Annotated in this window: 11 protein-coding genes; 10 read left to right on the top strand and 1 reads right to left on the bottom strand. The window is 69.4% G+C overall.

The window, feature by feature from the left end; all coding sequences use genetic code 11:
- Positions 1 to 25 precede the first annotated feature (25 nt).
- From dapF to ACY0MJ_RS00410, 3 genes are read left to right on the top strand one after another with little or no spacing between them, the layout of a single operon-like run.
- Positions 26 to 895, top strand: a complete 870-nt coding sequence (gene dapF / locus ACY0MJ_RS00420; RefSeq protein ID WP_462636257.1) for a diaminopimelate epimerase — start codon at positions 26 to 28, stop codon at positions 893 to 895.
- Positions 896 to 913: 18 nt separating this feature from the next.
- On the top strand, positions 914 to 1,606 hold the full coding sequence (locus tag ACY0MJ_RS00415; RefSeq protein WP_462636256.1) for a DUF484 family protein: 693 nt from the start codon (positions 914 to 916) through the stop codon (positions 1,604 to 1,606).
- A 5-nt stretch (positions 1,607 to 1,611) separates the two neighbouring features.
- Positions 1,612 to 2,532: a tyrosine recombinase XerC gene (locus tag ACY0MJ_RS00410; protein ID WP_462636255.1), complete on the top strand. Its 921-nt coding sequence runs from the start codon at positions 1,612 to 1,614 to the stop codon at positions 2,530 to 2,532.
- A gap of 152 nt (positions 2,533 to 2,684) precedes the next feature.
- On the opposite strand, the gene ACY0MJ_RS00405 is transcribed toward ACY0MJ_RS00410, so the two are convergent.
- Positions 2,685 to 4,427 (bottom strand): sensor domain-containing diguanylate cyclase, encoded by a 1,743-nt coding sequence (locus tag ACY0MJ_RS00405; RefSeq protein ID WP_462636254.1) that lies wholly within the window; start codon positions 4,425 to 4,427, stop codon positions 2,685 to 2,687.
- A 73-nt stretch (positions 4,428 to 4,500) separates the two neighbouring features.
- Between ACY0MJ_RS00405 and ACY0MJ_RS00400 the strand changes: the two genes are divergently transcribed.
- From ACY0MJ_RS00400 to mraZ, 7 genes are all read left to right on the top strand, one after another.
- Entirely contained in the window at positions 4,501 to 5,685 is a 1,185-nt protein-coding gene (locus ACY0MJ_RS00400) for a class I SAM-dependent rRNA methyltransferase (RefSeq protein ID WP_462636253.1), read from the top strand.
- Between the two features lie 37 nt (positions 5,686 to 5,722).
- Positions 5,723 to 6,778, top strand: a complete 1,056-nt coding sequence (locus tag ACY0MJ_RS00395; RefSeq protein WP_462636252.1) for a CobW family GTP-binding protein — start codon at positions 5,723 to 5,725, stop codon at positions 6,776 to 6,778.
- A 291-nt stretch (positions 6,779 to 7,069) separates the two neighbouring features.
- Complete coding sequence (gene dksA, locus ACY0MJ_RS00390; RefSeq protein ID WP_462636251.1) at positions 7,070 to 8,155, top strand: RNA polymerase-binding protein DksA; 1,086 nt, start codon at positions 7,070 to 7,072, stop codon at positions 8,153 to 8,155.
- Positions 8,156 to 8,182: 27 nt separating this feature from the next.
- Entirely contained in the window at positions 8,183 to 10,087 is a 1,905-nt protein-coding gene (locus ACY0MJ_RS00385) for an STAS domain-containing protein (RefSeq protein WP_462636250.1), read from the top strand.
- Positions 10,088 to 10,139: 52 nt separating this feature from the next.
- Positions 10,140 to 10,691 carry an ATP-dependent protease subunit HslV gene (gene hslV, locus ACY0MJ_RS00380; protein WP_462636249.1) on the top strand — a complete coding sequence of 184 codons (552 nt, stop codon included), beginning with the start codon at positions 10,140 to 10,142 and terminating at the stop codon, positions 10,689 to 10,691.
- Positions 10,688 to 12,004: an ATP-dependent protease ATPase subunit HslU gene (gene hslU / locus ACY0MJ_RS00375; protein ID WP_462636248.1), complete on the top strand. Its 1,317-nt coding sequence runs from the start codon at positions 10,688 to 10,690 to the stop codon at positions 12,002 to 12,004. The genes hslV and hslU overlap by 4 nt, the downstream gene beginning before the upstream one ends.
- A gap of 234 nt (positions 12,005 to 12,238) precedes the next feature.
- Positions 12,239 to 12,667: a division/cell wall cluster transcriptional repressor MraZ gene (gene mraZ / locus ACY0MJ_RS00370; protein ID WP_462636247.1), complete on the top strand. Its 429-nt coding sequence runs from the start codon at positions 12,239 to 12,241 to the stop codon at positions 12,665 to 12,667.
- Position 12,668 lies beyond the last annotated feature (1 nt).

The raw sequence follows: 12,668 nt of genomic DNA, 5'->3' as shown, positions 1-12,668 counted from the left end.
GACCGCCTGCGCGGATAATCGTCCCATGCGCATCCGCTTCACCAAGATGCAAGGCGCGGGCAACGACTTCGTCGTGCTCGACGAAACCCGCCAGCGCCTGGCGCTCACGCCGGCGCAGTACCGGCAGCTGGCGGACCGCCACTTCGGTGTCGGCGCCGACCAGGTCCTCTCGGTGCGGCCTTCGCCGGCGCCGGGCATCGACTTCGAATACGCGATCCACAACGCCGACGGCAGCGAGGTGGAGCAGTGCGGCAACGGCGCGCGCTGCTTCGCCCGCTATGTCGCCGACAAGGGCCTGGCGCAGGGCGAGAGCATCCGCGTGCAGACGCTCTCGGGCGTGATCGAGCCGCGCCTGAACGCCGATGGCCGCGTGACCGTCGACATGGGCCGCCCGGTGTTCGAACTGGCCGAGGTCCCCTTCGTCGCGGCGGGCCTGAGCCCGCACAAGGACGGCGGCTGGCAGAAGTGGCACCTGGCGCTGGGCACCTATGCCGATTCCGACATCGTCGCGGTGGCGGTGCTGTCGATGGGCAACCCGCACGCGGTGCAGGAGGTCGCGGACGTCGACCGCGCGCCGGTGGCGGCGCAGGGGCCGCTGATCGAGCGCCATTCGCGCTTTCCCAAGCGCGTGAACGCCGGCTTCATGGAAGTGCAGGAACGCGGGCGCATCAAGCTGCGCGTGTGGGAGCGCGGCGCCGGCGAGACGCTCGCCTGCGGCACCGGCGCCTGCGCAGCCGTCGTGGCGGGCATCCGCCTGGGCCGGCTCGATGCGCGCGTGGACGTGGAGACGCGCGGCGGGCTGCTCACGATCGAGTGGGCGGGCGGGGACGCGCCGGTCTTCATGACCGGGCCGGCCGTGACCGTCTTCGAAGGCGAAATCGAATTGCAGGACTGAGCAGGACAAGGACAGAGGATGGGCCAGGAACAGATGAACCCGATCACGGAAGACGACATCGCCAACTACCTGGCGAACAGCCCCGATTTCTTCGAGCGCCACGCGCAGCTGCTCGCTTCCGTGCACCTGACCAGCCCGCACGGCAACCGCGCCGTCAGCCTGCAGGAGCGGCAGGCCGAGATGCTGCGCGAGAAGATCAAGGCGCTGGAGCACCGCATCATGGACATGGTGCGGCACGGCAACGAGAACATGGTGATCTCCGACCGCATCCACCGCTGGGCGAAGTCGCTGCTGCTGGTGCAGTCCAGCCGGGCGCTGCCGGCCACGCTGCTGGCGGAGCTGCAGAACCAGTTCATGGTGCCGCAGGTGGCGCTGAAGGTCTGGGGCGTGGACGAGCGCTACGCGGGCGAGCCCTTCGCCCAGGGGGTGAGCGAGGACGCCCGCAGCTTCGCCTCCTCGCTGGCGCAACCCTATTGCGGCGTGGTCTCGGGCATCGAGGCGGTGGGCTGGCTGCCGGACGCGGCCACCGCGATGTCGATCGCGCTGGTGCCGCTGCGCCCGGGCGGCAGCCACGGCGCGGGCCCCGCGTTCGGCATGCTGGTGCTGGCCTCGCCGGACCCGCAGCGCTTCGAGTCGGGGCTGGCCACCGACTTCCTGGAGCGCATCGCCGAACTCGCGAGCGCGGCGCTGTCGCGGCTGCGCCCGCGCTGAAGGCCATGGACGACGCCGGGCTGGTCGAGCGCTACCTCGAACACGTCCGCGTCGAGAAGCGGCTCGCGGCGCGCACCGTGGAGCTCTATGCGCTGGACCTGCGGAAGCTCTCGGAACAGGCCCGGAAGGCCGGCGTCCCGCTGCTGCAGGTGCAGAACGCGCACGTGCGGCGCTGGGTCGCGCAGATGCACGGGGCGGGCCGCAGCGGCCGCGGCATCGCGCTGATCCTTTCCGGCTGGCGCGGCTTCTACGCCTGGCTCGGGCGGGAATCGCTGGTCAGGAGCAACCCGGTGCAGGACGTGCGCGCCCCGAAGGCCCCCAAGCCGCTGCCCAAGGCGCTGAGCGTCGACGACGCCGTGCAGCTCGCGCAATTCAGCGCGGACGAGGCCGATCCCTGGCTGGAGGCGCGCGACGCGGCGGTCGTGGAACTGCTCTATGGCTGCGGGCTGCGCGTGGGCGAACTGGTCGGGCTCGACGCGCAGGCGAGCGCCGGCGCGAAGGGCTGGGTCGACCTGGAGGCCGGCGAGGCGCACGTGCTGGGCAAGGGCAGCAAGCGCCGCACGGTGCCGGTGGGCCGCAAGGCGATCGAGGCCCTGCGGCACTGGCTGGCGCTACGGGCGGCCGGCCCGCATGCCGCGGCCGATGCGCTCTTCACCGGCCGCCACGGCACGCGCCTGAGCGCGCAGGCCGTGTGGGCGCGCCTGAAGCAGCGCAGCCTGCAGGCCGGGCTGGCCACGCCGGTGCATCCGCACATGCTGCGCCACTCGTTCGCGAGCCACGTGCTGCAATCGAGCGGCGACCTGCGCGCGGTGCAGGAACTGCTGGGACACGCGAACATCGGGACGACGCAGGTGTACACGCGGCTGGACTTCCAGCACCTCGCCAAGGCTTATGACGCGGCGCATCCGCGGGCGAAGAGGAAGTAAAGCGGACAGCCGGACGCAAAAGTCGCGAAGGTCACGCAAAAGTCGCAAAAGGGAACAGGAACGACGAAAGGGCTATCCGCTTCATCGGCTGTTCTTTTGCGACCTTTGCGAAACCTTTGCGACCTCTGCGTCCGGCTGTCCGATCCCGGACTTCAGGGCGTCAGCGCCGCCGGCATGCTGCTCTTGGACAGCATGAACACCGCGCGGCGGCTGTCGGCCGGGGCGCTGGCGAGCAGCATTTCCAGGCGGCCGATCAGCTGGGACGGGTCGGTGCCGTCCATGGGGATCAGCGCCTGCGCCACCCGCACGTGCGCCGACCATTCCAGCGGCCGACCCTTGAAGGGCATCAGGCAGCGCGCCACGATGCGCGGGCCGGCCTCGGCCACTTCGTCCGCATGCAGCGGGCCTTCCAGCAGGATGCCGAAGCGGTGCTCCGACAGGCGCGCCACCGTGTCGATCTCGCGCGCCACCGACAGCAGGCGGCCGGCCACGCGCAGCGTCAGCTCGCGGGCGGAGTCGGCATCGAACTGGCGCCGGATCTGGTCGATGTTGCCGATGTCCACCAGCAGCATGGCGCTGCGGAACTTCAGGCGCTGCGAGCGCGTCACCAGGCGCACCAGGCGCTCGTGGAAGACGGCGGCGTTGATCAGGCCGGTGGCCGGGTCGATGCGGTCCAGGCCCTGGATCCGGCGCGTGTGCTCGCGGCGGTGCTGGCTGCGCATGGCCAGCACGATCAGCAGCACCGGGAGCTCCAGCGCGATCACGATCTGCATGCCGTAGGTGGTCATGAAGCTGACCGGGATCAGGCCGGCCGCGCGCGCGAGCGGGAAGCCGGCGCCCACGGCCACCGGGACGCAGCCGAGCAGCAGCCAGGGCGCATAGCGGTCGCCGCGCATCGCGGCCCAGACCACGACCCCCAAGCCGGCGATGGTGAGGCCCGAGACGTAGAACACGATCAGCCGCAGGCGCTCGACGACGTCGGGCGTGATCATGATGTAGATGGCCAGCGGGATGGAGGCGAGCGCCGCCGCGGCTACCAGCCGGTGCAGCAGCTGCCAGCGTTCGCGCAGCGACACGACCTCGGCGAAGAACACCTGGATCGAGGCGATCGCGAACAGGGGTGTCAGCTGTGGCGCCATGTTGTTCAGCCACGCCGAGTTGGGCCAGAGGAACAGGCCCGCCAGCCCGGTGAGCGTGGCCTGGCACAGCCACATCATCACGGCCGAGAGCGCATAGAACCAGTAGCCCTTGTCGCCCAGCGACACGCCGCCGATGCCGGCCAGGATCACCGCCAGCACCACGAGGCCCAGGTACACGCCCAGGCCCAGCGCGATGCTCTGCTCGGTGTAGCCGAGCGTGTTCTCGCTCACGAATTCCAGCGGCGCGCCGAAGATGGTGCCGTTCTGGATTTTCAGGTAGTGCACGCGCGGCTCGCCCGCGGACACCGCGATCGGCATGACCGGGTGCCGGTGCGGCACCGGCCACTGCGCCACGGGCACGGAGTCGCCGGCCACGCGCGAGGTCCACTGGCCGGTTCGGTCCTTCACGAACAGCTCCACGCGGTCGACGCCGGGGTAGACGACCTCCAGGTACCAGCGCTCGGTGGTGGACACCGGGGGCACGGTGAAGCGGATCCAGAGGGCCTTGCCGCCCGCCAGCTTGTAGATGTTGTCCGGCGCGGTCGCGTGCCAGCGCAGGTCGGGATTGCCCGCGACCTCCTCGACGGTGGCCTTGCCGGTCTCGTCCAGCCAGGCATCGCCGGCGTCCTCGAGCATGACCGGCTGCTGCGCCGGGTCGAACTTCAGCGCCGAACGGGCAGCCGCCGGCCCGGCCATGACCAGCATCGCCAGGAACAACAGTGCCGCCGCCTTCCGGCAGCCCGCCAGCCAAGCCATCTCGGGCTTCTCCTTCAGGACAGAATCCTGTTGCACATTCTTACGCTTTCCGGTCCGGCCCACAATAGGGCCCATGAAAGTGATCCGCTTGCGGGAAGGCCGCGACCGTTCGTTGTTGCGGCGCCACCCCTGGGTGTTCGATTCTGCCGTAGCGCGGGGTGGGGCCGACCCGGGCGAGACGGTCCGCATCGAGGGCCACGACGGCCGCTTCCTCGCGTGGGCAGCGTACAGCCCGGCGTCGAAGATCCGTGCGCGGGCCTGGAGCTTCGCCGAGGCGGACCGCATCGATCCGGCCTTTTTCCGCAAACGGCTGGCGCAGGCCGTGGCCTTACGCCAACGGCTTAAGCCGGAAAGCAACGGAATCCGCCTGGTGCACGGGGAATCCGACGGCCTGCCCGGCTTCGTGGTGGACCGCTACGACGACACGCTGGTCGCCCAGTTCCTCTCCGCCGGCGCAGAGCGGTGGAAGAAGGTTCTGGCCGACGGCCTGCTGGAGGCCACCGGGCTCGAGCGCCTGTACGAGCGCTCGGATGCCAGCTCCCGCGGCCTCGAGGGGCTGCCCGAGGCCACGGGCTGGCTGCGCGGCGGCGGGCCGACCGGGGTCGTCATCGCGGAACACGGCTGGAAATTCGGCCTGGACGTCGCCACGGGCCACAAGACCGGCTTCTACCTGGACCAGCGGGACAGCCGCGCGCGCTTCGCCGGCTGGGTGCGGCGCCTGGGTGCGCAGCGGGTCCTGAACTGCTACTGCTACACCGGGGGCTTCACGGTGGCGGCCCTGGCCGGCGGCGCCGCGGAGGTGACGTCGATCGATTCCTCGGCGCCGGCGCTGGAGCGGGCCCGCGCCAACGTGGCGCTCAACGGCTTCACCGAAGGCGGGGTGGAATTCCTCGACGCCGACGTCAACGCGAGCCTGCGCCGCTTCGGCCAGGAGGGCCGGACCTTCGACGCCATCGTGCTCGACCCGCCCAAGCTCGCGCCCACCGTGGCCCACGCCGAGCGCGCCGCGCGCGCCTACAAGGACATCAACCGGCTCGCCCTGAAGCTGCTGGCGCCCGGGGGCGTCCTGTTCACGTTCTCCTGCTCGGGCGGGATCTCCGCCGACCTGTTCCACAAGATCGTGGCCTCGGCCGGCGCCGACGCCGGCGTGGACGGCTACATCGCGGAGCGCCTGGGCGCCGCGCCCGACCACCCGATGACGCTTTCGTTCCCGGAGGGCGAGTACCTGAAAGGGCTGGTCGTCCTGCGCGGGAACTGAAGCGTCCTTAAACTAGCCGGTTCCCCAGGAGTTTTCCATGAGCCTCATCCCCGCGACCATCCTCACCGGCTTCCTCGGTTCCGGCAAGACGACCCTGCTCAAGCGCGTGCTGAGCGAAGCCCACGGCCAGAAGATCGCCGTGATCGAGAACGAGTTCGGCGAGGAGAACATCGACAACGACATCCTCGTGAACGAGACCCAGGAGCAGATCGTGCAGATGAGCAACGGCTGCATCTGCTGCACGATCCGCGAGGACCTGCGCTCGGCCCTGCAGCTGCTGGCCGCCAAGAAGCGCAAGGGCCTGCTCGATTTCGACCGCGTCGTGATCGAGACCACCGGCCTGGCCGACCCCGGCCCCGTGGCGCAGACCTTCTTCATGGACGACGAGATCGCCGAGAGCTACCTGCTCGATTCCATCCTGACGCTGGTGGACGCCAAGCACGCGGACCAGCAGCTGGACGACCGCCAGGAGGCGCGCCGCCAGGTGGGCTTCGCCGACCAGATCTTCATCAGCAAGACCGACCTCGTGGGCAAGGACGAGGTGGATGCGCTGGTGCACCGCCTGAAGCACATGAACCCCCGCGCGCCGCAGAAGGCGGTGCACTTCGGCGACGTGCCGATCAAGGAGGTGTTCGACCTGCGGGGCTTCAACCTCAACGCCAAGCTCGACATCGACCCGGACTTCCTGAAGGAGGAGGACGAGCACGACCACGCGCACCACGCACATGGCCACGACCACGACCACGACCACGAGCATGGCGAGCACTGCGACCACCCGCACCACCACCATCACGACGACGACGTCAAGAGCTTCGTCTTCCGCTCGGACCGGCCCTTCGACCCGATGAAGCTGGAGGATTTCCTGGGCGCCATCGTGAACATCTACGGCCCGCGCATGCTGCGCTACAAGGGCGTGCTGCACATGAAGGGCACGGAGCGCAAGGTGATCTTCCAGGGGGTGCACCAGCTGATGGGAAGCGACCTGGGCCCGCAGTGGGCCGAGGGCGAGCCGCGCGTGAGCAAGATGGTCTTCATCGGCATCGAGCTGCCGAAGGACATCTTCCTGCAGGGCCTCGAGCAGTGCCTTGTCTGACGCGCCGGTGCGGTCTGGTCCGAGCCGGGCCGCGCAAGCAGCCGCGTTACGCTGGCGCCCGTTCCGCAACCCGCGCAGCCGCCAGAGGACATGTTTGTCTCGCTTCCGCAACTCACCGCATCTGCTCCCGGCAGGGTGGGGCTGGCGCGCCTCGATGAAAAGGAGGTCCACGGTCGTGCACGGCACGTAACTCAGGGTATAAATCGCGGTCATGACGGCGTTGCACCTACAACAAAAGGCAGGCATGCGGGAGATCCGCAGGTCGCCGGCGCCGATCCGAGGAGACGGGAAGTGAAGGCTCAGCCCAAGGTCGCTGCCAAATCCAGGAAACCTGCGGCGAAGACTTCCGCCAAGGCCAAGGCGACCAAGCCCGCGGCCAAGGTCGCGAAGACCGCCGCCCGGAAGGCTCCGGCCAAGGCGCCCGCCCGTGCGCCGGTGAAGACCGTCAAGCCAGCGGCGAAAGCCCCGGCCCGCACGGCCGCCAAGGCCGCGAAGGCGCCGGCCCGCACGCCCGGCAAGACAACGCAGACCGCGAAAACCGCGAAGACCGCGAGCACGAAGACGGTGAAGGCAGCCCCCCAGGCCGCCAAGGCCGCCGTGCGCAAGGTCTCCGGCGCCGTCGCCAAGGCCGTCGTCACCGGCGCCAAGGCAGTGGTCGCCGCCGCCAAGAAGATTCCTGCCAAGGCCAGCCCGGCTCCCGCCCGGAGCGTCGCTGCCAAGGCGTCCCCTCCACCCGCGGCACCCGCACCGGCCGCAGTGCCACCGGCCCCGGCCCGGGCGCACGGATCCCCGCAGGCGCAAGCCGCGCGGACCGCGCCCGCCGTCGCCCCGGTCGCGCCCGGTGCCTTCGGTACCGCCAAGGCAACCTACACCCCCATGGCAAACCCATCCGTCCTGACGCCCCCGCCCGTTGTCGCCATCAAGAAGGACCCGAAGCTGGCCAACAACTGGAAGACGAAGTCCGCCGAAGAGCTCACGGACGACGAGGTCCTGGCCATGCCGGACTCCGAGTACATGAACGAGAAGCAGATGGCGTTCTTCCGCCTGAAGCTGCAGCAGCTGAAGCAGGAGATCCTGAACAGCGCCGGCGAGACCACCGAGCACCTGCGCGAGGACACGGTCATCGTCCCCGATCCCGCCGACCGGGCGACGATCGAGGAGGAGCACGCGCTGGAGCTGCGCACCCGCGACCGCGAGCGCAAGCTGCTGAAGAAGATCGAGCAGTCGATCGCGCGCATCGACGCGGGCGACTACGGCTACTGCGACGAGACCGGTGAGCCGATCGGCGTGGGCCGCCTGCTCGCGCGTCCCACCGCGACCCTTTCGCTCGAGGCGCAGCAACGCCGCGAATTGAAGCAGAAGATGTTCGGCGACTGACGCCGGACCCGCAGTACCAGGAACCCCATGGCGCAGAAAGACGATTCCGCCCCCGCTGGCCTGCTCTCCAGGGTGGTGCGGTTCGTCAAGAGCCCCGCCTCGAACTGGAACGAGAACGAGGGCACCGACACCGACCGCGAGAGCTCGTACTCCAAGCAGATGCTGAAGGAGATGATCGAGCGCAAGCGGCGCAACGACTTCGTGCGCAAGCGCGAATTCGACATGCTGCGCAAGATGCGCCGCAGCGAGGTGCTCGCCGGGCAGGACCCGGGCCTGCGCCCCTCGTTCTTCCAGAGCTCGATGCCGTCCAAGCCGGACGACCGCGCGACCACGCTGAAGAAGATCGACGAGATCGAGGCGCAGATGTCCATGCAGTGGTGGAAGACCAAGCATGGCGCCTCGCAGCAGCCGGCCGGCGGCAACAGCGGCTTCCCGATGTCGGCGCACGTGCCGCCGGAGGCGATGCGCAATGCGCCCCCGCCGGCGGCCACCAGCTATTCGCGCACCTCGCCGCAGGAGCTCGCCCCGGCCGAAGGGCAGGCGCCGGCGCCCGCGCCCGCGCTGATGGAGTCCGTGCTGCCCGACGCCACCACGCAGGCGCTCGGGCTCGTTCCGCAGGCGGCGCCCGGCGCGCAGCCCCCGGGGGGCGGCAGCCGCATGGCGCCTCCGGCCGCGCGTGCGGCCGCCGTGCCGGCGCCCGCGCCGCAGCCGCCGCAGCAAGCCCAGCCGACCGCCCGCGAGATCGCCGCCGCCGGCGCGCCCAGCCTGCCGAGCGGCCCGAGCACCTTCTCGCCGTCCAAGCAGTTCGCGATCCAGGTCGAGGAGTTCGCGCACGACCCCGAGCTGGAAGAGGCCTCCATCCGCTTCGCCAACGGCGACAACGAAGGCGCCGAGGCCGGCCTGCTGGAAGTGCTGGCCCCGAACGGCTCGCGCATCAACCACGACGAGACCTGGCTCACGCTGTTCGACCTGTACCGCGCTGCCGGCTGGCAGGAGCGTTTCGAAAGCGCCGCCATCGACTTCGCCGGCCGCTTCGGCCGCTCGGCGCCGCAGTGGTTCTCGATGCCCGAGATCGTCGCGCGCATGAAGGCGCCGGCGACCGCCGCCGCCGCCGGCGCGGGGCAGGCCGTGGCGGACTGGACGTGCCCGGCCGTGTTCGGCACGCAGACGGCCGCGGCGCTGAACGCCGCGCTGGGGCGCGCCACGCAGCCCTACAAGCTGAACTGGAACAAGCTCACCTCCATCGTCGACGGCGCCGTGGAGCCGCTCACGAAGCTGTTCACGCAGTGGGCGGGGCAGAGCATGCAGCTGCACTTCATCGGCGCCGAGGTGCTGGAGAGGGTGCTGCGCGAGGCCACGCCCTCCAGCGACCGCGGAGTCAACCCCGCCTGGTGGAAGCTGCGCATGGAAGTGCTGCGGGTGATGCACCGGCCGGACGAATTCGAGCTGGTGGCGCTGGACTACTGCGTCACCTACGAGGTGTCGCCGCCCTCCTGGGACAGCGCGCGCTGCGACTTCAAGTCGCTGCAGGCGGACGGCAGCGTCGCCAGCCGCAACACCATCGTCGGCGAGGCCTACCGCGACTCCGTGGTCTCCAGCATGATGAACTTCGGCGACTCGCAGCTGCAGGGAGCCACCTCGCAGCTGTCCAGCGTCGCCACCGTGGAGCTCTCCGGCGAGATCCTGGGCGACGGCAAGGAGGCGCTGGCCCTGCTGGACGCGAAGCTGGCCGACGCCGACATCATGATCATCTCGTGCGCCCGCCTCATGCGCATCGACTTCACGGCCGCCGGCACCCTGCTCAACTGGGTGACGGCGCGCGAGGGCGAGGGCCGGCAGGTGCAGTTCTCCGACGTGCACCGCCTGGTGGCCGCGTTCTTCAACGTGATCGGCATCAGCGAGCACGCGCGGATTACCATCCGCAACGAGTAGGCGCGCCCGCGGGTTCTTGCAATGGGGTGCGCAACCCCAAGCTGCAAGGACTATGGAACAGTTTCACGGCACGACCATCGTCAGCGTCCGGCGCCAGGGCGCCGACGGCCGCTGGCAAGTGGCGCTCGGCGGCGACGGCCAGGTCACCCTGGGCAACATCGTCGTCAAGGGCACCGCGCGCAAGGTGCGCAAGCTCTACCACGACAAGGTGCTCGCCGGCTTCGCCGGCGCCACCGCCGACGCCTTCACGCTGTTCGAGCGCTTCGAGGGCAAGCTGGAAAAGCACCAGGGCCACCTGGTGCGCGCGGCGATCGAGCTCACCAAGGACTGGCGCACCGACCGCGTGCTGCGCCGGCTCGAGGCCATGCTGGCCGTCGCGGACCGCGAGTCCTCGCTGATCATCACCGGCAACGGCGACGTGCTGGAGCCGGAGCAGGGCATCATCGCCATCGGCTCCGGGGGCGGCTACGCGCAGGCGGCGGCCAAGGCGCTTCTGGACAACACGCAGATGGGCGCGCCGGAGATCGTCAAGAAGTCGCTCGAGATCGCCGGGCAGCTGTGCATCTACACGAACATGAACCACACGATCGAGGTCCTGGAATGAGCTCGATGACGCCCCAGGAGATCGTTTCCGAACTCGATCGCCACATCGTCGGCCAGAAGGACGCCAAGCGCGCCGTGGCCATCGCGCTGCGCAACCGCTGGCGCCGCCAGCAGGTGGACGAGAAGCTGCGCCACGAGATCACGCCCAAGAACATCCTGATGATCGGCCCCACCGGCGTCGGCAAGACGGAGATCGCGCGGCGCCTGGCCAAGCTGGCCGACGCGCCCTTCATCAAGGTGGAGGCGACCAAGTTCACGGAGGTCGGCTACGTCGGCAAGGACGTCGACTCCATCGTGCGCGACCTCGCCGAGATGGCGGTGAAGCAGACGCGCATCGCCGAGATGCGCAAGGTGCGCACGCGCGCCGAGGACGCCGCCGAGGAGCGCATCCTCGACGCGCTGCTGCCGCGGGCGCGCGGCGACGAGGACACGGGCGACAGCAACACGCGGCAGGCCTTCCGCAAGAAGCTGCGCCAGGGCGAGCTGGACGACAAGGACATCGAGATCGACGTGGCCGAGCCCAAGCCGCAGCTGGAGATCATGGGCCCGCCCGGCATGGAGGACATGACCGAGCAGCTGCGCGGCATGTTCAGCCAGTTCGGGGGCGCCCGCCGCAAGACGCGCAAGCTGAAGATCCGCGAGGCCATGAAGCTCGTGACCGACGAGGAAGCCGCGGCCATGGTCAACGAGGACGAGATCAAGGCGGCCGCGATCCAGAACGCGGAGCAGAACGGCATCGTCTTCATCGACGAGATCGACAAGGTCGCCTCGCGCAGCGAGGCCGGCGGCGCCGACGTCTCGCGCCAGGGCGTGCAGCGCGACCTGCTGCCGCTGGTGGAGGGCACGACCGTCTCCACCAAGTACGGGCCGATCCGCACCGACCACATCCTGTTCATCGCGAGCGGCGCCTTCCACCTGAGCAAGCCGAGCGACCTGATCCCCGAGCTGCAGGGGCGCTTCCCGATCCGGGTGGAGCTGGCCTCGCTGTCGGTGCAGGACTTCGAGGCGATCCTCACGTCCACGCATGCCTCGCTGGTCAAGCAGTACCAGGCGCTGCTGGCCACCGAGAACGTGCAGCTGGTGTTCACGCCGGAGGGGATCACGCGCCTCGCGCAGATCGCCTACGACGTGAACGAGCGGACCGAGAACATCGGCGCCCGCCGGCTCTCGACCGTGATGGAGCGGCTGCTGGACGAGGTCAGCTTCGAGGCCACGCGGCTGGAAGGCCAGGCCGTGACGGTGGACGCGGCCTACGTGGATGCGCGCCTGAGCGAACTCAGCCGTGACGAGGACCTGTCGCGGTACATCCTGTGATGGGGCTCAAGCAACACATTCAGAGCGTTCGCTAAGTCCTTGCCATGGAACGATTTTCGGAGGCCTCGCGCCTCCGAATTCGTTTCTAAGTGCTTGATTTCATTGCTGAAAACTTACCACGGAAGGATTGCGCCTCAGCGTTTTCCTGCTACAGTGCAAAAAAGTGCAATGAAGTGGCAGAGAGTGGGAAAACTCTCCTGTCCTGCGCTTCCACCGTAGTGAGGGCTGACCAAGGTGTTCCAGGGCGCGTCGTCGCTGAGTCTCGATGCCAAGGGGCGGCTCTCCATGCCGACCCGGCACCGTGACGTCGTCGCGGCCACGGCCAACAACCAGCTCACGATCACCCGGCATCCGCACGGCTGCCTGATGATCTTCCCGCGCCCGGAGTGGGAAAGTTTTCGTGAACGCATCGCGCAGCTCCCCATGGCCGCGCAGTGGTGGAAGAGAATCTTCCTGGGCAACGCGATGGACGTGGAGCTGGACGGAACCGGCCGCGTGCTGGTCTCGCCCGAGCTGCGCGCCGCGGCGGGCATCGAGAAGGAAACGATGCTGCTGGGGATGGGCAGCTACTTCGAACTTTGGGACAAGGCGACTTACGAGGCCAAGGAGGCCGAGGCGATGCGCGGCGAGATGCCCGAGGCCTTCCAGGACTTTTCATTCTGAA

The sequence above is a fragment of the Ramlibacter sp. bp-362 genome (genome assembly GCF_054956735.1).
The sequence above is the reverse complement of the archived record's forward strand: the minus strand, read 5'-3'. Positions and strand labels throughout refer to the sequence as shown.

What these genes read in the sequence shown, in the direction of transcription:
- dapF (WP_462636257.1), top strand. Translation starts at nt 26, where the DNA reads ATGCGCATCCGCTTCACCAAGATGCAAGGCGCGGGCAACGACTTCGTC.
- ACY0MJ_RS00415 (WP_462636256.1), top strand. Translation starts at nt 914, where the DNA reads ATGGGCCAGGAACAGATGAACCCGATCACGGAAGACGACATCGCCAAC.
- ACY0MJ_RS00410 (WP_462636255.1), top strand. Translation starts at nt 1,612, where the DNA reads ATGGACGACGCCGGGCTGGTCGAGCGCTACCTCGAACACGTCCGCGTC.
- ACY0MJ_RS00405 (WP_462636254.1), bottom strand. Translation starts at nt 4,427, where the DNA reads ATGGCTTGGCTGGCGGGCTGCCGGAAGGCGGCGGCACTGTTGTTCCTG.
- ACY0MJ_RS00400 (WP_462636253.1), top strand. Translation starts at nt 4,501, where the DNA reads ATGAAAGTGATCCGCTTGCGGGAAGGCCGCGACCGTTCGTTGTTGCGG.
- ACY0MJ_RS00395 (WP_462636252.1), top strand. Translation starts at nt 5,723, where the DNA reads ATGAGCCTCATCCCCGCGACCATCCTCACCGGCTTCCTCGGTTCCGGC.
- ACY0MJ_RS00385 (WP_462636250.1), top strand. Translation starts at nt 8,183, where the DNA reads ATGGCGCAGAAAGACGATTCCGCCCCCGCTGGCCTGCTCTCCAGGGTG.
- hslV (WP_462636249.1), top strand. Translation starts at nt 10,140, where the DNA reads ATGGAACAGTTTCACGGCACGACCATCGTCAGCGTCCGGCGCCAGGGC.
- hslU (WP_462636248.1), top strand. Translation starts at nt 10,688, where the DNA reads ATGAGCTCGATGACGCCCCAGGAGATCGTTTCCGAACTCGATCGCCAC.